General features: G+C 68.0%; 16 protein-coding genes and 2 tRNA genes. 8 read left to right on the top strand and 10 right to left on the bottom strand.

Translation table 11 applies throughout. From position 1 onward, the window contains the following. Nucleotides 1-205 precede the first annotated feature (205 nt). Nucleotides 206-736, top strand: a complete 531-nt coding sequence (locus HOV91_RS18740; RefSeq protein ID WP_174186708.1) for a DUF4254 domain-containing protein — start codon at nucleotides 206-208, stop codon at nucleotides 734-736. On the opposite strand, the gene HOV91_RS18735 is transcribed toward HOV91_RS18740, so the two are convergent. The 3 genes from HOV91_RS18735 to HOV91_RS18725 are packed head-to-tail and all read right to left on the bottom strand — an operon-like array spanning nucleotide 737 to nucleotide 3,359. Next, complete coding sequence (locus HOV91_RS18735; RefSeq protein WP_174186707.1) at nucleotides 737-1,069, bottom strand: hypothetical protein; 333 nt, start codon at nucleotides 1,067-1,069, stop codon at nucleotides 737-739. Then, nucleotides 1,070-2,218, bottom strand: a complete 1,149-nt coding sequence (locus HOV91_RS18730; protein ID WP_174186706.1) for a fatty acid desaturase family protein — start codon at nucleotides 2,216-2,218, stop codon at nucleotides 1,070-1,072. A gap of 19 nt (nucleotides 2,219-2,237) precedes the next feature. Further along, nucleotides 2,238-3,359, bottom strand: a complete 1,122-nt coding sequence (locus tag HOV91_RS18725) for a ferredoxin reductase (RefSeq protein ID WP_174186705.1) — start codon at nucleotides 3,357-3,359, stop codon at nucleotides 2,238-2,240. Nucleotides 3,360-3,530: 171 nt separating this feature from the next. Between HOV91_RS18725 and HOV91_RS18720 the strand changes: the two genes are divergently transcribed. Next, nucleotides 3,531-4,151, top strand: a complete 621-nt coding sequence (locus tag HOV91_RS18720; RefSeq protein ID WP_246350386.1) for a TetR family transcriptional regulator — start codon at nucleotides 3,531-3,533, stop codon at nucleotides 4,149-4,151. 27 nt (nucleotides 4,152-4,178) lie between these two features. Here HOV91_RS18720 and HOV91_RS18715 read toward each other — a convergent pair whose 3' ends face one another. Continuing rightward, nucleotides 4,179-5,543 (bottom strand): MFS transporter, encoded by a 1,365-nt coding sequence (locus tag HOV91_RS18715; protein WP_174186703.1) that lies wholly within the window; start codon nucleotides 5,541-5,543, stop codon nucleotides 4,179-4,181. A 109-nt stretch (nucleotides 5,544-5,652) separates the two neighbouring features. Here HOV91_RS18715 and HOV91_RS18710 point away from each other — a divergent pair, with 109 nt between their 5' ends. The 3 genes from HOV91_RS18710 to cmrA all read left to right on the top strand — a co-directional run bounded on the left by HOV91_RS18710 (nucleotide 5,653) and on the right by cmrA (nucleotide 9,128). Then, complete coding sequence (locus tag HOV91_RS18710) at nucleotides 5,653-6,210, top strand: PadR family transcriptional regulator (protein WP_174186702.1); 558 nt, start codon at nucleotides 5,653-5,655, stop codon at nucleotides 6,208-6,210. Between the two features lie 21 nt (nucleotides 6,211-6,231). Then, a complete protein-coding gene (locus HOV91_RS18705) occupies nucleotides 6,232-8,262 on the top strand; it encodes an NADPH-dependent 2,4-dienoyl-CoA reductase (protein ID WP_174186701.1) in 2,031 nt (676 codons plus the stop codon). Between the two features lie 62 nt (nucleotides 8,263-8,324). Then, nucleotides 8,325-9,128, top strand: a complete 804-nt coding sequence (gene cmrA, locus HOV91_RS18700) for a mycolate reductase (RefSeq protein ID WP_174186700.1) — start codon at nucleotides 8,325-8,327, stop codon at nucleotides 9,126-9,128. A 33-nt stretch (nucleotides 9,129-9,161) separates the two neighbouring features. On the opposite strand, the gene HOV91_RS18695 is transcribed toward cmrA, so the two are convergent. After that, a complete protein-coding gene (locus tag HOV91_RS18695; RefSeq protein WP_174186699.1) occupies nucleotides 9,162-10,841 on the bottom strand; it encodes a helicase HerA-like domain-containing protein in 1,680 nt (559 codons plus the stop codon). Nucleotides 10,842-11,027: 186 nt separating this feature from the next. Here HOV91_RS18695 and orn point away from each other — a divergent pair, with 186 nt between their 5' ends. Both orn and HOV91_RS18685 read left to right on the top strand, forming a co-directional pair. Further along, nucleotides 11,028-11,681, top strand: coding sequence for an oligoribonuclease (orn, locus tag HOV91_RS18690; RefSeq protein ID WP_174186698.1), 654 nt, complete (start codon nucleotides 11,028-11,030; stop codon nucleotides 11,679-11,681). 55 nt (nucleotides 11,682-11,736) lie between these two features. Further along, nucleotides 11,737-11,812: transfer RNA gene (locus HOV91_RS18685), tRNA-His, on the top strand. 137 nt (nucleotides 11,813-11,949) lie between these two features. On the opposite strand, the gene HOV91_RS18680 is transcribed toward HOV91_RS18685, so the two are convergent. Beyond that, nucleotides 11,950-13,182: a L,D-transpeptidase gene (locus tag HOV91_RS18680; RefSeq protein WP_174186697.1), complete on the bottom strand. Its 1,233-nt coding sequence runs from the start codon at nucleotides 13,180-13,182 to the stop codon at nucleotides 11,950-11,952. A 307-nt stretch (nucleotides 13,183-13,489) separates the two neighbouring features. Here HOV91_RS18680 and HOV91_RS18675 point away from each other — a divergent pair. Further along, a tRNA-Lys gene (locus tag HOV91_RS18675) sits at nucleotides 13,490-13,562 on the top strand. Between the two features lie 97 nt (nucleotides 13,563-13,659). Here the strand turns inward: HOV91_RS18675 and HOV91_RS40845 are convergent. From HOV91_RS40845 to HOV91_RS18655, 4 genes are all read right to left on the bottom strand, one after another. Next, complete coding sequence (locus HOV91_RS40845) at nucleotides 13,660-14,955, bottom strand: tyrosine-type recombinase/integrase (protein WP_174186696.1); 1,296 nt, start codon at nucleotides 14,953-14,955, stop codon at nucleotides 13,660-13,662. Between the two features lie 27 nt (nucleotides 14,956-14,982). After that, nucleotides 14,983-15,378, bottom strand: coding sequence for a helix-turn-helix transcriptional regulator (locus HOV91_RS41090; RefSeq protein ID WP_174186695.1), 396 nt, complete (start codon nucleotides 15,376-15,378; stop codon nucleotides 14,983-14,985). Between the two features lie 496 nt (nucleotides 15,379-15,874). Continuing rightward, nucleotides 15,875-18,838 (bottom strand): PrgI family protein, encoded by a 2,964-nt coding sequence (locus tag HOV91_RS18660; RefSeq protein ID WP_174186694.1) that lies wholly within the window; start codon nucleotides 18,836-18,838, stop codon nucleotides 15,875-15,877. Continuing rightward, nucleotides 18,835-20,410 (bottom strand): TrbL/VirB6 family protein (locus HOV91_RS18655; protein WP_369009322.1); only part of this gene is annotated, 1,576 nt, incomplete at its 5' end. The genes HOV91_RS18660 and HOV91_RS18655, both read right to left, overlap by 4 nt.

Genomic DNA, 20,410 nt, shown 5'->3' with positions numbered 1-20,410 from the left:
CACTACCGCGCTTTCCTGAAAGTGTCCCGATATCTCGGACCGTCTTCTCTCGCATCGTCGCGGATTTCCCGGTTTCTCTGCCGTGCCGATGAACCGTGGGATGGCGTCCGGGGGCGGGACTGCGCCGGAGCCGAGGGGCCGCCCCTCCCCGAAATCCCCCTCGGCCCTGGCGTACCCAGGATTCATCGTGCCGCAGAGGTCTGCCATGCCCACCGAATACGCTCAGCGCGGTTTCGGAGCCCAGGAACTGCCACCGCCCGCCGCCCTGCTTCGCGCGATTCGCGAACCCGGCGAGGACCAGCACCTGCACAGCGTGCTGCACGCCGCCCGGAAACTCGTCGAGTGCCACGAGCGGCGGCAGCGGGCGCTCGAGCGAGCACACGCGCCGGGGGCCTCGAGCACGCACGTCGCGGCGTGCAGTCAGCAGGTGGAGGACATCGACGGCTGCCGGACCGAATGGATCGGCCGGATCGATGCCTGGGTCGCCGCCAACGTGCAGCACCGGGAGGGCGCCTCCCTGCACACCGAAACGCTCGGGGCGGTCATCGATCGAATCGCGGCGAAATGGGTTGCGGCTCGACACACTTTGGGCGACGAGGTCACGACTCGACCGCATCCGATGCAGGCGGGCGGGGAAGCCCACCTGCAATGGACCAGGCTGGCCGAGCTGATCGACGGCTATCAGGATCTGATCGCCGACGTCGTCGCCCACCGGCGCAGGCTGCCGGTGTGGTGATCAGCGCGGCTCGTCGACCCCCGGCTCGACGACCTCGGGCTCGACGACCTCGGCGTCGAGGAACCCCTCCGTCTCGCCCACCGGCGGCTTCGTGACCGTTACCTCGGTCTCGTCACCGAGGTCGGGATCGAGATCCTGCCGCGCCGCCGCGTCCCGGCGCGCGGCGGCCGCCGCCTCGTTCATCTCGATCGCGTCGGTGATCCACTCACCGATTTCCCGGGTGACCTCGGCGACGGTGCCGGTGATGATGTTGGCGATATTGCCGACGTGCCGGGCGCCGGAGGACGTCAATTCCTGAATGAGATCTTTGTTGCTCTCGAATTTCCCGATCATTCACACGCCCGCTTCGCTCGCCTTCGGCTGACGCATCACGATAACACCGGGCGACGGCTCGCTCCGGACCCAGCTCGGCGGCAGGGCCAGCTTGAAGATTTTCTTCCACACCGAGCCGATCTGCTTACCGAGCGGGCCGGTGTTGTACGGCAAACCGTACTTTTCACACAGTGCGCGCACGGTCGGCGCCATCTCCGGATAACGGCTGGCGGGCAGGTCCGGAAACAGGTGGTGCTCGATCTGGTGCGACAAATTGCCGGACATGATGTGGAACAGTTTGCTTCCGGTGATGTTCGCCGAGCCGAGCATCTGCCGGATGTACCACTCGCCGCGGGTCTCGTCCGCGGTCTCCTCCTCGGTGAACGTCTGTACGCCGGTCGGGAAGTGGCCGCAGAAGATGATGGCGAAGGCCCACACGTTGCGCACCAGGTTGGCGGTGACATTGCCGGCGAGGGTGTGGAAGAACAGCGGCCCGGTGAGCGCGGGGAACACCAGGTAGTCCTTGAGCACCTGCTTGCCCGCCTTGCGCCACTGTCCGAGGATCAGCTGCTTGACCTCGGGCCACTTCTTCTTGCCCGCGAGGATGTTCTCGACCTCGAGGTCGTGACCCATCACGCCCCACTCGAACAGCATCATCAGCACGAACGCGTACAGCGGCTGCCCGAGCCGCAGCACGTTCCACTCCTGGGCCTCGTCCATCCGCAGGATGGAGTAGCCGATGTCGCGGTCCTTGTTGTGGATGTTGGTGTAGGTGTGATGCAGGTAGTTGTGCGAGTGCTTCCACTGGTCGGCCGGGCAGACCGTGTCCCACTCGAACACCCGGGAGTTCAGGCCGGGCTCGCGCATCCAGTCGTACTGGCCGTGCATCACGTTGTGGCCGATCTCCATGTTGTCGAGAATCTTCGACACACTCAGCGACGCCACCGCGGCCAGCCAGAACGGCGGAAGAAAGCCGAGGTACATCAGGCCGCGCCCGGCGATCTCGAAGCCGCGCTGCGCCTTGATGATCGAGTACAGGTATTCCCGGTCGCGCTCGCCGAGGTCGGCGACGATCGCCGCGCGCAGCTCGTCGAGTTCGCGGCCGAGTTCTTCGATCTGGTCCGGGCTCAGGACCAGCGGTCCGTTGTCGGTTTCGGTGAGGATGGTCATGATTGGCTCCCCTTCGTGATCAGATGTCGATGTCGACGTCGCCGACCGGCGCGCTGATGCACAGCTGGATCGGCTGGTCGGGATCGCTGTCGGTCTCGCCGGTGCGCAGATTGCGCGTGCAGCCCGAGCGGCGCACCGCGGTGCAGGAGAAGCAGATCCCCATGCGGCAGCCGTACTCGGGACTCAGCCCGGCGGACTCGGCCTGTTCCAGCAGCGTGGCGCCGTCGTTGCGGGCGCTCACCCCGCTGGCCGAGAAGTTCACCGTGCCGTGCGCGTCGGCGGCGTTGGCCGGCGCGAGCGCGATCGTGAACTCCTCGGTGTGCAGCCGGTCTTCCAGCTGCTCGGCCTGATAGATCGTGCGCACCGCGTCCATCAGCGACTGCGGGCCGCAGACATAGGTCTGCGCGTCGGCGAACCAGGGCGCGACGCGCTCCAGCTCGTCGTAGTCGAAGTATCCGCTGCCTTTGACCGGGGCCAGGTCCACCCACGGCGCGCCGGGGTCGACCCGCGGCGCCACCTCCCGCGCGCCGTGCGGATACCGCAGTTCGATGCGGAAGTTGCGGTGCTCTCGCGCGATCGCGTCCAGCTCGGCTCGGTGCGGCAGCACTGCCGGCGACTTCGCGTAGTGCAGGAACACGACCTCGCCCGGATGATCCTCCGCGGCGAGTGTGCGCAGCATGGACAGCACCGGCGTGATGCCGCTGCCGCCGCTGATCAGCAGCACGCGCTCCGGACGCGGCTGCGGCAGCCGGAACACGCCGTCGGCGGGTGTCAGGTCGACCACCATGCCGGGAGCGGCGTTGCGGTAGAGATACTGCGACACCAAGCCGTCCGGATGCGCTTTGACGGTCAGCTGGATCCGGCGATTTCGCCCGCTTTCCGGGTTCACCGGCGAATAGCACCGCGTGTGGCGCACGCCGTCGATCACCACGCCGATCTGCACGTACTGTCCGGCGACGTGGCCCGTCCACTGCCGGGTCGGGCGCAGGGTGAGCGTCACCGAACCCGGCGCGCTGCGGCGCACGTCCGTGATTTCGGCCCGCATGTCCCGCACCGTGAGGGTGGGGCGGACCAGTTCCAGATACCGGTCCAGCGGGTGGGGCGAGGTGAGGGTCTGCACCAGGTTGATGAGATCCACCATTACTTCTCCGTGCCTCTTGTTCGGGCTGACGACGTGCACCCAATCTCAGTGCACGTCTGTACACTCAACTAGTGTGCAGGATGACCGGGGCGGGGTGTCAACCGGCGAAACGTGTGACTCGAACTACATCTATGGATAGGTCGAATGGTGAACGGATGTATGCTCACCGGGATGAGTGAGCAGGCAGCTACCCGAGGCGAACGCAAGGAGCGGACCAGGCAGGCACTCCTGGACGGCACCCTCGCGCTGGCCGCCGACCGCGGATTCGCCGCGCTCAGCCTGCGCGAGATCGCCCGTTCGGCCGGTATCGTGCCGACCGCGTTCTACCGGCACTTCGCGTCGCTGGAGGACCTCGGCGCGACGCTGGTCGACGACGGTGTCACCGCGCTGCGGCTGGCGCTGCGCGAGGTCCGCCGCAATGCCGACGCCGGCCTGTCGGACACCGTGCGCTTCGTGTTCACACAGGTGGGCCCGAAGCGCGAGCTGTTCGGCTTCCTCACCAGAGAGCGCCACGGCGGGTCCGCGGCGCTGCGCACGGCCATCGCGCGGGAGATCCAGTTGATCGTGCGCGAGCTCGTCGCGGATCTGTCCCGGATCAGGGCACTGGACTCCTGGACGCCGCGCGACCTCGAGATCGCCGCCGACCTGATGGTCACCACGGTGACCGACGGGATCGCCGCCTACGTGTCGGCCGCGCCGCGCGACGAGCAGGCGATCATCGAGCGCACCGTCCAGCAGATGCGGTTGGTCGCGCTCGGCATGGGCGGCTGGCGGCCGCCGAAGCGCCGCTGATCCGGCGCTGGGCCACCCGCCGCGAGATCACCCGGCCGATCGGGACTTCTCGGCGTCACCGTCGATCGCCGCGATCGGATCCGGCGGGCGAACCGGCAGCAGCACCGCCAGTCCCACCGCCAGCACGACCAGCAGACCCGCGATGCCCGCGCGGTCCGCGTCGAACAGCAAGACGAACAGGCCGAACAGTGTCGGCGCGAGGAAGGACACCGCGCGCCCGGTGGTCGTGTACAAGCCGAAGAGCTGACCCTCACGCCCCGGCGGCGCGAGGCGGGCCAGGAACGAGCGCGCCGCCGCTTGGGCGGGACCGACGAAAACCGTGAGCAGCAATCCGAAGATCCAGAACATCAGCGGGCCCGACACCACGAGCAGGGCCAGCCCGCACACCAGCATGGCGGCCAGGGACCACACGATGACAATCTTCGGCCCCACCCGATCGTCCAAGCGTCCCGCGACGATCGCGCCCAGCGCCGCGACCACATTGGCCGCGATGCCGAACAGCAGCACGTCGGAGTCGGCGATGCCGTAGACGCGCACGGCGAGCACCGCCCCGAAGGTGAACACCCCGGCCAGCCCGTCCCGGAACACGGCACTGGCCACCAGGAAGACAACCGTGCGCCGGTCGGTGCGCCACAGCTCGCGCAGGTCGCGCCACAGCACGCGATAGGAGCCGAGGAATCCGGCGTCCGCCGCGCCGGGATCGGCCTCGGTGCGGGGCAATTCCGGCACCGCGAACAGCACCGGCAGCGCGAAGGCGGCGAACCAGACGGCGGCCAGCACGGCGACCAGGCGGATATTGATCCCGTCGTCGGTGGGTACGCCGAGCAGTCCGCGGTTGTCGCCCTCGCCGGCGATGAAGCCGAAGTAGCAGATCAGCAGCAGGAAGATGCCGCCGAAATAGCCCATCGCCCAGCCGAATCCGGAGATCCGGCCCACCGTCGCCGGTGTGGACACCTGCCGCAGCATCGCGTTGTACGGCACGTTCGCCAGCTCGAAGCAGGCCGACGCGAAGGCCAGCAACACCAGGCCGAGCCACAGGTCGCGATAGTCGTCGTGTACGAAGAACATCAGCGTCATCGCCGCGACCGTGAGCGCGGTCAGCACGCCGAGGGAGCGTTTGCGTTTCGCCGACGCGTCGAAGCGCTGGCCGCTGATCGGCGCGGTCAAGGCCACGATCAATCCCGCGATGCCCAGCGACCAGCCCAGCCAGGCGCTGGCGGAGACGCCGCCGGGCAGGTCGTCGCCGACCTTGTCGGTGAGATATACCGAGAACACGAACGTGAGGATCACGGCGTTGAATGCCGCGGACCCCCAGTCCCACAGACCCCACGCCACCACTTGCCCGCGCCCGGCAGCCTGCCCGACCGTCGTCCGGGCGTTCACCTCGGTCATGCGCGCAGCTTAATGCGCGCGACCGGCGCGGTCCGGCCGAAACCGCGACGGACGGCGATGGCTATGCACCCAGTTGCATAGTACCGAGTGTCACGGCTATTCTCACCGCATGGCCCTCGAGCATGCGCTGCTGGTATCGCTGTCCGAGCGCGCGGGATCGGGATACGAACTGGCGCGCCGCTTCGACAAGTCCATCGGCTACTTCTGGAGCGCGACCCACCAGCAGATCTATCGCGTTCTCAAACGCATGGAGGACTCCGGCTGGGTCGACGGCGAGTCGGTGACGCAGGAGGGCAGGCCGGACAAGAAGGTGTATTCGGTGAGCGAGTCGGGGCGCGCCGAACTCGCGCGCTGGATCGCCGAACCGAGCGACTCCGACACCCCGCGCAACGAACTCGGGGTGAAGATCCGCGCCGCCGCCTACGGCGACATCACCGCACTGCGCGCCGAGGTGGCCCGCCATCGCGACCAGCACGCGCAGCGGCTCGAGCTGTTCCGGCACATCGAGAAACGTGACTTCCCTGCCCCGGAGCAACTCACCGGCACAGCTCTGCACCAGTACCTCGTCCTGCGCGCGGGCGTCCGCGTGGAGTCGGGGTTCGTCGAATGGTGCGACGAAGTTCTACAAGCACTGCACCCGCGCGCGACAGCCCCGCACGCGGATTGACGGAGAAAGGCGACCGCACCGATGAGCCCCTTCCCCCATTTGTTCGAGCCGCTCGATTTCGGCTTCACCACCTTGCGCAACCGCGTGGTGATGGGATCGATGCACACCGGGCTGGAGGACCGCGCCTGGGACACCAACAAGTTGGCCGCCTACTTCGCCGAACGCGCACGCGGTGGCGCCGGCCTGATCATCACCGGTGGCTACGCGCCCAACCGGGCGGGCTGGCTGCTGCCCTTCGGCGCGAAACTGACCAACAAGACCGAGGCTTACCGGCACCGGACGATCACCAAAGCGGTGCACGCGCAAGGCGGCAAGATCGCTATCCAAATCTTGCACGCGGGCCGCTACTCCTATATGCCGGGCAGTGTGTCCGCGTCATCGATCAAGGCGCCGATCAACCCGTTCCGGCCGCGCGCGCTGTCGACCAAAGGCGTAGAGCGGACCATCGAGGACTACGCCCGCTGTGCGAAGCTCGCCCAATTCGCCGGGTACGACGGCTGCGAGATCATGGGCGGCGAAGGCTATTTCATCAACCAATTCCTCGCGCCGCGCACCAACAAGCGCACCGACGCGTGGGGCGGCTCACCGCGGAAGCGGCGCCGGATCGCGGTGGAGATCGTGCGCCGCACCCGCGCCGCGGTCGGCCCCTCTTTCCTCATCGTATTCCGGTTGTCCATGGCCGAGCTGGTGGAGCAGGGGCAGAACTTCGACGAGATCGTCGCCCTGGCACAGGAACTCGAAGCCGCCGGGGTGAACATCCTGAACACCGACATCGGCTGGCACGAGGCACGGGTGCCCACCATCGTGACCTCGGTGCCCCGCGCGGCCTTCGTCGAGTTCACCGCGAAGATCACCGCGCAGGTGAGCATTCCGGTGTGCGCGTCGAACCGGATCAACATGCCCGAGGTGGCCGAGGAGATCCTGACCAGGGGCGACGCGCAGCTCGTCTCGCTGGCCCGGCCTTTGCTCGCCGACCCGGAATGGGTGAACAAGGCCGCGCAGGATCGCGCCGACGAGATCAACACCTGCATCGCGTGCAACCAGGCCTGCCTGGACCACGCCTTCCAGCACAAGACCGTCTCGTGTCTGCTCAACCCCCGCGCCGGGCACGAAACCGAACTGACGTTGCTGCCGACCCGCCGCACCAAGCGCGTCGCCGTGGTGGGCGCGGGACCGGCCGGGCTCTCGGCGGCGGTGAACCTCGCCGAACGCGGCCACCGGGTCGAGCTGTTCGAGGCCGACGACAAGATCGGCGGCCAGTTCGACATCGCCCGCCGCATCCCGGGCAAGGAGGAGTTCAGCGAGTCGATCCGCTACTACAACCGGATGCTCGAGCTGACCGGCGTCACGGTGCACCTGAACAAGCGAGTCGGCGCCGAGGAACTGATCGCGGGAAGCTATGACGAGGTGGTGCTCGCCACCGGCGTGCAGCCGCGCATTCCCGACATCCCGGGTATCGACCATCCCATGGTGCTGTCCTACGCCGAACTGGTCCGGGAACAGAAGCCGGTTGGCAAGCGCGTCGCCGTGATCGGCGCGGGCGGCATCGGCTACGACGTCAGCGAATTCCTCACGGTGGACGGGCATCCCACGCTGAAATTGGACGAGTGGAAACAGGAGTGGGGTGTCACCTCCGACGACGAACAGGTCCCCGGCCAGCTCGCCACGCCGAGACCTTCGCCCGCCGCACGCGAAGTCGTCCTGCTGCAACGCAAGACCACTCCGTTCGGCAAGGACCTGGGCAAGACCACCGGTTGGGTGCACCGCGCCGCGCTGAAGGCCAAGGGCGTCGAGCAGATCGGCGGGGTGAACTACGAACGCATCGACGACAACGGCCTGCACATCAGCTTCGGCGCGAAACGGCAACGGCCTCAGCTCATCCCGGTCGACAACGTCGTCGTCTGCGCGGGCCAGGAATCCGTGCGCGATCTGGAGGCCCCGTTGCGCGCCGCCGGGGTCAGTCTGCACCTGATCGGCGGCGCCGAACTCGCCGCCGAACTGGACGCCAAACGAGCCATCGATCAGGGCACCAGGCTGGCCGCGCGGCTGTGATCGAGCGCGGCGGCCGGGCTCGATGCCCGGCCGCCGTCGCCGCATCGCCTAGGCTGCACCGGGTGAGCCTGCCCTCCCCCACTTCCGAGAACCGCGCGGTCGTCACCGGCGCCTCCTCCGGCATCGGCACCGCGCTCGCCGCCGAGCTCGCCGCCCGCGGCTACTCGCTGATCCTGGTCGCCCGCCGCGACGAACTGCTCACCGAGCTCGCGCAGCGGCTGACCCTCGCCCACGGCATCACCGCCGAGGTGCGCCCCGTCGACCTGGCCGACCGCGACCAGCGCGGCGCGCTGGTAGAGGAACTGACCGCCCGCGACATCGCCATCCTGTGCAACAACGCGGGCATCGCGACCTTCGGCGCCGTCGCCGAACTCGACCCGGCCTACGAGCGCGCGCAGATGGAACTCAACGCCGTCGCCGTGCACGATCTGACCCTGGCCGTGCTGCCCGGCATGCTCGCTCGTGGCGGCGGCGGCATCCTGATCAGCGGCTCGGCCGCGGGCAACATGCCGATTCCGAACAACGCCACCTACGCCGCGAGCAAAGCGTTCGCCAACACCTTCTCCGAATCGCTGCGCGGCGAACTGAAGGGCTCCGGCGTGCACGTCACGCTGCTGGCGCCCGGGCCGGTGCGCACCGAGACGCCGGACCCCACCGAAGCGTCCATCGTCGATCGGATGGTGCCCGACTTCATGTGGGTCTCCTCCGAATACACCGCCAAGGTGTCCATCGACGCGCTGGCCCGCAACAAGATGCGCGTGGTTCCCGGCCTGATCAGCAAGGGGATGAGTGTGGCGGGGCAGTACGGACCCCGGGCCGTCACCGCACCCATCGCCGGCGCGTTCTACAAGAAGCTCGGCAACTGAGCGGCCGGTCGACGACATCCGCCCCCGCGCCGCTCAGCGACGCCTGGTCCCGAACAAGCTGCGGGTGATCTGGCGGCCGGCCGCGCTGGCCGCCGAACGCAGGAAGCTGCGCACCGCGGGGTTGTTCATGATCCGTTCGGCGGCGGATTCCTCTGGCGCGCGGCTGGCGGCACGCCCGGGGACGGGCGTGGGCTCCGGCTCCCGCGCCGCCGCGGCCACTTTCGCGGCGAGCATCTCGTAGGCCGACTCCCGGTCGATCGCCCGTCCGTACTTCGAGGCCATCGGGCTGGACAGGGCCCGCGAGGTGATCGCGTCCGCCCCGATGGTGTCCATCAGCGATCGGGGCGGCCGCATTCTGGTCCAGGCCACCGGTGTCGGCGCGCCCCGCTCGGACAGCACCGTCACGATGGCCTCGCCGGTACCGAGTGAGGTCAGCGCCTGCTCCAAGTCGTAGACGGCGGTCCTGGGATAGGTGCGGACGGTCTTCGACAACGCTTTCTGGTCGTCCGGGGTGAAGGCGCGCAGCGCGTGCTGGATGCGCGCGCCGAGCTGGGAGAGCACCTGATTCGGGATATCGGTGGGCAGCTGGGTGCAGAAGAACACACCGACACCCTTGGACCGGATCAGCTTGACGGTCTGCTCCACCTGTTCCAGGAAAGCCTTCGAGGCGTCGGAGAACAGGAGATGGGCCTCGTCGAAGATGAAGACCAGCTGGGGCCGGTCCACGTCGCCGATCTCGGGAAGCGTCTGGAACAGGTCGGCCAGCACCCACATCAAGAAGGTGGAGAACATCACCGGCCGCGCCGCCTGCGCGCCCAGCTCGAACAGCGTGATCACGCCTTTGCCGTCCACGATCCGCACCAGGTCGGCCGGGTCGAGTTCGGGCTCGCCGAAGAATGTGTCGCCGCCGTCGGCCTCCAGATTCACCAGCGCACGCAGGATCACGCCCGCGGTCGACGCGGAGACGCCGCCGATGCCCTTCAGGTCTTCCTTGCCCTCGGGGCTGGTCAGATGCGTGATCACGGCCCGGAGATCCTTCAGGTCCAGCAGCGCGAGACCGTTGCTGTCGGCCCAGTGGAAGATCAGGCCGAGGGTGGATTCCTGCGTCTCGTTCAGACCGAGCACCTTGCTCAGCAGCACCGGGCCGAACGAGCTGATCGTCGCGCGGATCGGCAGCCCGGGGCCGGTGTCGCCCAGCGCGACGAACTCGGTGGGGAAGCCGGTCGGCGCCCAGTCCGCGGCGCCGGTCTGCGCGGCGCGCGCGGCGAGTTCTTCGCTCGGCTGCCCCGGCTCGGCCAAGCCGGACAGATCGCCTTTGATGTCGGCGAGCACCACCGGAACCCCGGCGCTCGACAACTGCTCGGCGATGCCCTGCAACGTCTTGGTCTTCCCCGTGCCGGTCGCCCCGGCGACCAGACCGTGCCGGTTCATCATCCGCATCGGGATACGGACGCGCGCGGTGCGGTCCACGCTGCCGTCGACCACGACGGCGCCCAGCTCCAGCGCACTGCCTTCGAAGGCGTAGCCCGCGGCGATCTCCTGTGCGGCGGGCACGCCGATCCCCTCGGTGACCGGCTCGGCTCGCGCCGCGGTCGTCTGCTCGGCCAGCTCGCGTTCCGCGGCCTCCGCGGCCGCGGCCGCCTCCGCCGCGATCCGCGCCGCCTCGTCGGCGGCCTTGCGCGCCGCGGCCGCCTTCTCCTGCGGAGTGGTCATCGCGCGTCCTCCGTCCTGGCTCGACTGGAACTGCGTTACGCAGTGTTTGCTGTCGCACCGAAAACGCCGAGTGCCGATCTGAGAGAACTGTATCCCCGCCGGTGGGGCCGGGGGCCGCATCAGTGGCTTCGCGGTTGCCGCGCCGCACCGCGAGCACCAAGCCTAGGCCCGGCTAATGTTGCACGGGTGTCCGACAAATACATGGTGTGGATGGATTGCGAGATGACCGGCCTGCGCTTGGACAGCGACAAGCTGATCGAGGTGGCCGCCCTGGTGACCGACAGCGATCTCAACATCCTCGGCGAGGGCGTGGACATCGTCATCCACGCCGACGACGACGCGCTGGCCGCGATGCCGGCGGTGGTCGCCGAGATGCACGCGCGCTCCGGGCTGACCGACGAGGTCCGCCGCTCCACCGTCACCCTCGAAGAGGCCGAGCAGCGCGTGCTCGACTACATCCGTCAGTACATCCCCACCCCGCGCACCGTGCCGCTGGCCGGTAACTCGATCGCGACCGACCGCGGTTTCATCGCCAGGGACATGCCCCTGCTGGACGCGCACCTGCACTATCGGATGGTCGACGTGAGTTCGATCAAAGAGCTGTGCAGGCGCTGGTACCCGCGCATCTACTTCGGGCAGCCGGAGAAGGGGCTGAGCCACCGCGCGCTGGCCGACATCCAGGAATCGATCCGGGAACTGGAGTACTACCGGCGAACCGCGTTCGTCGCCCCGCCCGGGCCCTCCACCACGGAGATCGCCGCCATCGCCGCCGAGGTCGCCGACATCGCGGAAGAGCGGACCGAATCGGCCCAGGTCAACGGCTCGCCAGAAACCGATTAGGGCGGGAGCGGGTTGACACGCTAATATCTAGCCCGCCGGTTGTTCACCGGCGATGGTGAGCGTAGTTCAGTTGGTAGAGCACCAGGTTGTGATCCTGGCTGTCGCGGGTTCGAGTCCCGTCGCTCACCCCACAGGCCCGGGTGGGCTCCGAGAGATCGGAGCCCACCCGGGCCTTTCTTGCCTTCGTCGGCGCCATCCTGCTCACGGCCCCAAAGCCGAACGGGCCACCGGATTCGCTCCGGTGGCCCGTTCGGCGTTCGAGTTCGGCTCAGCGATTGTCGTCGGCGTTGCCCGCCTTCCAGACCGGCCACGGGATGTTCCAGTCGCCCAGGCCGTCCACGCCGGAAAGGGTGCCGCCCACCGTGTTCTTCACGATCGTGATGTCACCGCGCTTGGCGTTCTGGTAGACCCACTGCGCGTTCGCCGGGCTGAGGTTCAGGCAGCCGTGACTGGTGTTGCTGTATCCCTGCGCACCCACCGACCACGGCGCCGAGTGGAAGAAGATGCCGCTGTAGGACAGCCGCGTCGCGAAGTCCACCGGCGTCTTGTACCCGTCCGGCGAGTTGACCGCCACGCCGTAGGTGGAGGAATCCATGATGATCTTCTCGTGCCGGTCGGCGACGATGTAGATGCCGTTGTCGGTGGGGGTGCTGTCCTTGCCCATCGAGGTCGGCATGGTCCGGATCACCCGACCGTTCTGCTCGACGGTCACCTGCTTGGTGTCGTCGTCCGCGGTGAAGATCACCGCGTCGCCGATGGTGAAGAAGGAGTGGATGTTCTCCTGGCCGTACAGACCGTTGCCGAGATCACGTCCATAGACGTTCACGTCGATCGTGACCTTCGTCCCCGGGGCCCAGAAATGCTCCGGCCGCCAGCGGACCTCGCGGTTGTTCACCCAGTAGAAGGCACCCTCCACCGGCGGCTCGGTGGTGATCTTGATCGCGTCCTGCGCGGCCTTCCGGTCGGGGATGTTCTCGTCGAACTGCACGGCCACCGGCTGGCCGACACCGACGACCTCACCCTCTCCCGGGATCAGGTAGGGCTTGGTCTGGTTACCGGGCGAACTCGTGGTGAAGCTGAGCGTCGCGGAGTTCGCGCCACCGAGCCCGATCGCGTCCGCCTTCAACTGGTAGGTCTTGCCGTAGCCGAGCACCTCGGTGGTCTCCCACGACCTTCCGTCGGCGGCGAGCTTGCCGCTCACGGCCTTGCCCTGCGGGCTGACCAAGGTCACGTTGGTGAACTTGCCGTCCTCCACCTTGAACGTCATCGGAACGCCCGGCGATACGCCCACTTCGCCGTCCTTCACCGGGGACATCAGCTTGGGCTTGATCAATTCCGTGATGGGGTTGCGGTCGATGGCCGCCTGCGCCGCCTCGGTGGCGTCGGATGCCGAGCATCCCGTCAACGCCAGTGCGGCGACGGCGACGACGATCACCGGTGCCGCGATAGTCCGTATCGACCACCGTGTGGCCGACTTGTGCCGACCCTGACCACCACTCATTTTCAACCCCGTTTCAAAGTCTCGGTGCTCCAGGACACACCGATGGCTTCGGATACCGACCGCCACGCCGCTCACCCCGCCGTGTACGCGGGCGGTCGAGACCACAACCGGACATTCTGCCAGTGCGTCACGTCCAGGCCAATGTGAACACCGCGTCCGTCACTGCAGCGTTACCACCTGTAGATCAACTCGACGACCCGCGGCGTTACCGGCGCGGGCGCACATCACATCAGCGCCGGTCAGAACGCGATTTCACTTCTACGGCCCCCGCCTGTTAAGGTTTGTCCCGCACCGGAACACGGGGCGCGCGCCATTAGCTCAATTGGCAGAGCAGCTGACTCTTAATCAGCGGGTTCGGGGTTCGAGTCCCTGATGGCGCACCTAAAATAGCAGGTCAGGACCGGATTATGGTCAGTACGCGTTCCGCTCTACCGGACCGGCACCAAAAAAACACCAAAAATTCACCACCAAGGTTCCTCAGCTGGCCGTGCCCAGCCCCAGCTCCAGCACGGCCGACGAGTCCGGCGCCCGCTCCGGCGAGACGATGTAGTGCCGCTCCGTGATGCCCTCACGAGAATGCCCCAACTGCTTCGCGGCCGTCTTCGAATCCGACGCCTCAGCGATCAGCGTCGCGACTGTCTTCCGGAATGTGTATTGCGTCACATCTTTGTACAGTGCGCCTCGTGCGTCCCGCCATGTCCTGTTGAAGTTGTGCGGATCACGGAGCACTCCACCCCGGCCGGGAAACACGAGCGGCACCTTGTCCTCGATCTCGAGCACGCTGCCACCCACTTCACGAAGCGCCTTCACCAGACACATCTGCCCGTGCACCGGGTCGGCTCGTAGCCGCTTCAACATGCGGGTCGTGAACTCTGGAATGGCGACGACTCGGTAACCGGCATCAGACTTCGCCCACTCCTGCCGGAACAGCCCCTTCCCGGTCAGCCTGACGACGGTCGCCGATACGGTGAATGTCGCCGGTTCCGCCTCGAGATCGAACTGATCCCAGGAAGCCGCCAACGCTTCTCCCGGGCGTACTCCAGAGCCAAGGATCAAGTCGGCTACGTCGACTACGAGCCGATCACGCTTCGGGCCGTGGGTATACGCGGGAGTTCCCGGGATCTCGTTCCCTGCCAGCCACTGCTGAAGCTGAGAACGCAAGCCGTTCAGACGTTCGCGTTCGATGATCTGGGGTTTCGTCTTGCGTCTGCGCATACGGGACGTATCACGTACCGGGTTCTCCTGGAGGGCGCCGTATCGGACGGCGACCCCCATGATCCCGGTCAGGATAACCTTGTGCAGTCGTGCCTTCGACTTCAGTCCGGCAGCAGCGATCGACTGGATGTGTTCATCGAGTCGGCCTGTATCCGCCTCCCAGACACGGAGGTTGCCGATGGCGGGACGCAGCTTGACCGCATCCTTTTGAGCGCGCCTGTCATCGCTCGCGTCTATCTCACCCTTGTACCGGTCGTACGATTGATGGCCTACGCCTTCGTCTCGTTTCACCTCGTCAAGCCACATGTCCATGAGGACAGTGAGGCGGGTATCCCGAGTGACCTTGCCCCGCGTGCGGCCCTTGTACTGCTTCTGACGGGCTGTGAGCTTCTTCCGTAACGTCGTCTTGGCTTTGTTCTCCGTCGTCCCGCAGGCATCCACGAGGCGGCCCTTGCCGTCGTAGTCTCGGAACGTCGCCCAAGCCCTCCAACTCCCGTCTTCCTGCTCTTTGGTGCCGATGTCGCCGTAGCTGCCGAGTTCAGTGACTGGTCTTGGCACTGCGGTTTCCTTCCTTCGGGGGTTTGCTTACGCTGCTTCGGGCTGCTCTTCGGTATGCACCATGCACGCCTCGAGATAGGCGTCCAGGTCTGTGAGCCGATACATGCACGAGTTGCCGGATGGCTTCGAGTAGCGGGGGCCTTGCCCCCTAGCGGCCCAGTTCGCGAGAGTGCGCGGGTGAACACCCAGGTATTCACCCGCCTCTGCACGAGTGAGCCACCGTTTGTGACTGCCGGAGCCGGACGAATTCACACCGCCACGCCGGGTCGGATCCTGCAGGTCGGTGGTCGATGTGGGGCGTGCATACGTAGTCCGATCTACCTCCCCGCCGCTACCGGCAGCATTCCCCTTCCCAGCGAAAGAGGGTTGCGTTGAGCTGCCGCGTCCTGTCGATTGGCGGAATTTCTCTGGCCCAGTTGCCATCGGTGCCTCCTATAGCCCTTGTCCTTGCAGGTCAGCCAGCATCTCGCCCGCATGACCATCTCCGATACGAATCTCGATGCCTCCTTTCCGATGTATCGATGTTGTGGTCGACGTGCCCGAATGCAGGTCCATGAACGCTCCCTACACCGGCCGTCGTCAAGCGAACCCGGGATTGCCCGCGCCACGGTGCGGTGTTCCTGCGCGATGTTCGGCACAACTCGTGTCGGGCTGTCGTGCCGCCGATTCTGGGTCGGGCACCGCGACCCGGCCACGCCGCGAATAGGCGGCAGACGGGCGTTCCGGGCGGCGCGGCAGGTGATCCGATGCGGTCCTGTCGTCGGGTGCGCGTGTAACCCACCACCGGGGTGCGTGAACCCGGTCCCCGCGGTCGGCGACAGCGCCGTGTGTAGGCATCCGGGTCGGTAGGACCCGAGTGCAGCCGCCGCGCCCAGTGGTCGGGGCCTGTGCACGGTGACGCGGGGCGGCGAAACCGCGCTCATGTCGACCGGCCGTCGAGAATTATCTCTTCCCCGCTGTCGGCGTCGATGTCGTCGTCGGCGAGGTCTCCGGTCCCGGCCTCCGTGTCGCCGTGCTCGGTGAGTGGAGCCAGCGGCGGCAACTGGTCGATGTCGATGTCAGTGTCGCCGGTATCACTGGTGGTGGCGAGTTCGCTGGGGTCGGTGGTGATCAGTGCGTTTTCGGTGGGTGATGCCAGCGACCCGAACACGGCGCGGTCGGTGCCGCCCACGGCGAGCAGGCCGCTGCCGCGCGCCGCGGAGAGCAGGAACTGCTGTTCTCCGTCGGAGAGGCGGAACGCGGCGGCGACCTCGTCGATGGCCTGTGGGGCTTGGCGCAGCAGAATCTGAGTGGCGGCGTTCGAGACGATGGCGCGCCCCAACTCGGTCGAGAGCACGTCGGCGCAGTCCTGGGTAGCGACGGTGAGACCGGCCCAGTGCTTACGGAAACTCTTCGCGGCCCGGAACAGGAACTGCGCTCCGGCGGGCTGGCGCATGAGCAGCCACGCCTCGTCCACCGTGACCATCCGGGGCCGCCGATCGGCCGGGCTAGACACCCGCCGCCACGTCGCGTCCAGCACTAGCAGGGTCCCGATCGTCTTCAACTCCTCGGGCAAGTCCCGCAGCGAGAACACCACCAGCCCACCCTTGGGATCGGTTGTGGTCGGCCCGTCCAACAGCCCGGCATAGGCCCCGCCGCCCACGAAAGGGTGCAGCGCGGCGGCCAGTTCCCCGGCGGCCGGCGAGTCGAGCCGAGCGAGTTGGTCACGCAATCCGCTCAGGATCGGGGCAGGCCGAGTCCAGGTGGCGGGGTCGTCGGTGATCCCGGCGGTGGTGTAGGTCGCCGCCAAGGCTGTGTCCAGAGCTGCTCGCTGCTCGGATGTCTGGACACCGAGCAGGACCTGGACGAGAGTGTGCAGGAACAGTTTCCGCCGGTTCAGGGCATCGGAGGGAGCGGTGCGGCGGCCATCGGCGCGGGTGTGGATTTCCAGGTCGAACGGGTTGAGCCGCTGCCCCGCACCGAGTCGGATGTGGATCCCGCCGACTGCCTCGGCGAGGCGGCGGTATTCGTCTTCGGGGTCGATGACCACCTGCTCGATACCGCGATACAGCGAGCGCAGGATCTCGGTCTTGACCAGATACGACTTACCCGCGCCACTGCGGCCCAAGACCACCATGTTGTGGTTGTGGGCTTCGGGGGCGAACCGGTCCACGAACAACAACCCCGAAGCGGCGTCGCGGCCGTAGAGCACCCCCTCGGGGCGCGCGGCCCGGACCGGGTCGGCTACCGGCAGTTGCGGAGAATCAAACGGAAACGCCGCCGCGAGCGCGGCGGTGTCGAAAGTGCGCAGCACCCGGATCAAATCCAACCCGAGCGGCAGCGTGGTCGCCCAGCCCTGCGCGGCGCGGTAGGACAGGGTGCAGGTGTCCACGAGCAGGCTCGCGGCCAAGGCCCGTACGGCGGCGACCTCGTCGGCCAGCTCGGCTTCGGTGTGGGCGTGCACAGTGAGATACACCCCGACCCGGAACAGTCGCGCCTCCGCGCGAGCAACCCGCGCCGACAACTCGGCGGCGTCCTCGACCGCGACGTCGACCTGCGGGTCGGATAGGCGGCCCCGGCTCGCGTCGTGCATCCGGGAGGACTCCAACCGTGCCAACTGGTGGCGTAGGCGGGTGGCGGCGGTGACCGGGTCGACGGGGTCGATGTGCACGGCGACCTCGACCCGTCCGGGATGCGACAGCAGTGGCGCGAGCCAGCCCGCTGTCACCTCGCGTGGATATCCGGTGACCGCGAGAGTCGCTGCCCAATCGGAACCGATCTCGAGATGCCGGGTGCCGATCGTTAACGACTCCGGCGCGAACCCGGTGTCGAGCGCGAAGGGGTCGGTGGGAACGGTGTCGGTGTCGGCGAATCCAGCGGCGCTGGTGACGATGGCGTTGCGGCCCACGACGTCGGCGGCGGGCGACACCAGAGCGTCGGGATTGCAGCAGGCGCTCAGCACAGCGGCGGCCTGGAGGTCATCGAGTGCGGTGACCGTGATCCCTAGCGGGGCGAGGACGTCGGCGGCCTCGGTCATGCGACGCAGCAGTCGCGACTCGGCTCCACGACGCGCGGCGGCCGACAAGCCGCGGCGAGCCCGGCCACCTCCGAACAGCCTCGCACCAGGCGCGGTCGCGGCGGGTGTATCGAGAGGTTCGCGCCACACCAACAACACCTGGCGACGAGTCAGGTCCTCCCCGGCCGCCAGCTCGGACAGGTGCGCGGCGTGATCGTGGGCGGCGGCGGCCAGGTCCGGCGACATGTCCAGCGCGGCGCTGTGCAGGGACGCGAGGTGGGCGGACAGGTCCAGGCGTGCCGAACGTATGAGGATCTGGACGGGTTGGCGCAGGGTGTGCAGCCAGCCCGCGAGCTGTCCGACGAGGCTGTCTTGTTCGGCCGGGGTCCGCAGGGCGAGGTTGAGGGTGCCCGCGACCGCGACCACCGCGAGCCCGTCTCCCCCGAGGTCGATCACCCCGACACCGCCACCACCGGGGGTGACCGACTTCGGTAACCGCAACCCCTCGGCAGTCAACGTCGCCGGAACCGGCGGGCGAGGCCGGCCTCTGGTGGCTCGGTCGGTGACCCACGTCGGCGCCGCGAGTGCACCTGTCTCGGATTCGGTCACGAGGTGACGTGGCCGGGCGTGGTGTCGGATCGCGGCCACCAGCAGCAGGTCGGCGGGCAGTCCGTCGCGGCGGGTGAGGATCGCGACGGTGACCACGGCCGCGATCGGCACGACCACGGCCAGGAACACCAGCGGCGCGACCACCGCCCGGGTCGCGATCCAGGCCGAGTACAGCAGCGGTGCGGTGGCGGCGAGGATGGCGAGCTGGCGGGCGGTGAACGGCCCCAGCAGCCGGTCACTGCGTTCGACGTCGGCGGGGATGCGCACGGTCGTGGTCATCGGAGCTTTCCTCCTCGGGGTGCGCGGGGGGCGCGGCGGCGCACGGGCAGGTCGGGTAACGGCAGATGCAGTTGCCGCCCCACCGGCCGCACCGGCGCGGGCGGGGGTGGTTGTGGTGGCGTGCGCGGCGGCGGTACAGGTTTCACGCGGGTCACCGGGAACGGCAGCGGGTACTGGCCGCTGCGCGTCGGCCGGAGACGCTCGTAGGGGTCGGTCGGTGGTGGTGGCTCGAAATCGAAAGCGAGCTGCTCGGGTCGACGGCCTCGGGGCACCGCCGCACGCGCTGGCGCGCGTGGAGGTTCAGGCGGTGGCGTGGGCTTGACTCTGGTCACCGGGATCGGCAGCCGGTACTGGCCGTCGCGGCCGGGACGGATCCCTCGGTAGGGGTCGGGCGGGGTGAAGTCGAAGGCGAGTTGCCGCCCGCGCGCCGCGCGGGCCGCACGAGCCGAGGCGGCGCTCGTCGCGTCGGGCTGGGATGCGGCGTGGTTCGGGTTCGGTGGCCGCTGGACCCGGCGCACGCCTTCCAGGGGAAGCATCAACTGGCCGTCGCGGGTAGCACGTACTCGCGTATAGGGGTCGGGTAGCCCGGTCGTCGCGGCCCGCCGTCCGTGTGCTCGTGGCTGGCGGGGTGTGGCCGCACCCGCACGCGCCCCGCCGGGTGTGTTGCCGCCTTTGAGCAGGCCGAAGGTTTTGTAGACGACGTAGCTGCGCGCGACGGAGCCGACGAAGCCGCGACCATGCCCGATCTTGAGAACGGATAGCAGCCAGAACGGGGTCTTGATCAACACGCCCATCAGCGCGAGCGCCACGATCAGGTCCACGATCCCGTTCGCGTCGGGGCCGAAGAACTCCCACCCGCCCGGGGTGAGGAACACCCGCAGCACCGTCACCAACGTCAGCGACTGCACCACCTGGATCGCCAAACAGGCAGCGAACGAGCGCCACCACCACCGCGCCACCGCCTCCGTGCCCGGCAACCCGTGGCACATCAACGCCAGCGGCGCGGCGACGATGAGCAGGACGGTGACCGCGACGCGCACCACGTAGGCGACCAGCAGCACGACCAGCATCACCATCAACGCGACCATCAACAGCAACGCGAAGACCCCGCTCTGGGTGCCGCCGGTCGCGGTCAACTCGGTCAAGGCCGCCGCCGCCGAATTGGAGTCGACTCCGTTCCCGGCGAGCGCTTGGGCGAGGGCGTTGGCGAACCCGATCGCGGTGGTCGCGATCACCATGCTCATCGCTCCGGCGATGAATCCGACCACCAGCCGTGGTGCCAGCTCGCGGATCGACCACCGGGTCTGCAGGGTCTCGCGCACCATCAGCAGCACCCCGGCCGCCATCACCACCAGCACATACATCGCGGCCACCAACTGCCACGACTGCGACCACAGTGCTCCCACCTGCGGCAGCTCGCCCGGTTCGGGGGTGGTGAGAAGAGTGTGTGACAGCAGGTCCAGCAGTGGGTTGAGCGCGGAGTCGACCAGACGCTGGAAGAACCCGTCGATCGCCTTGGCTACGCACCCGGAGATGTTGCTCACCCCGCACTCGCCAGCCCCCGCCCCCGGC

The sequence above is a fragment of the Nocardia barduliensis genome, from assembly GCF_013315795.1.
In the GTDB taxonomy this organism is placed as follows: Bacteria; Actinomycetota; Actinomycetes; order Mycobacteriales; family Mycobacteriaceae; genus Nocardia; species Nocardia barduliensis.
This window is presented reverse-complemented; position numbering and strand designations above follow the sequence as displayed.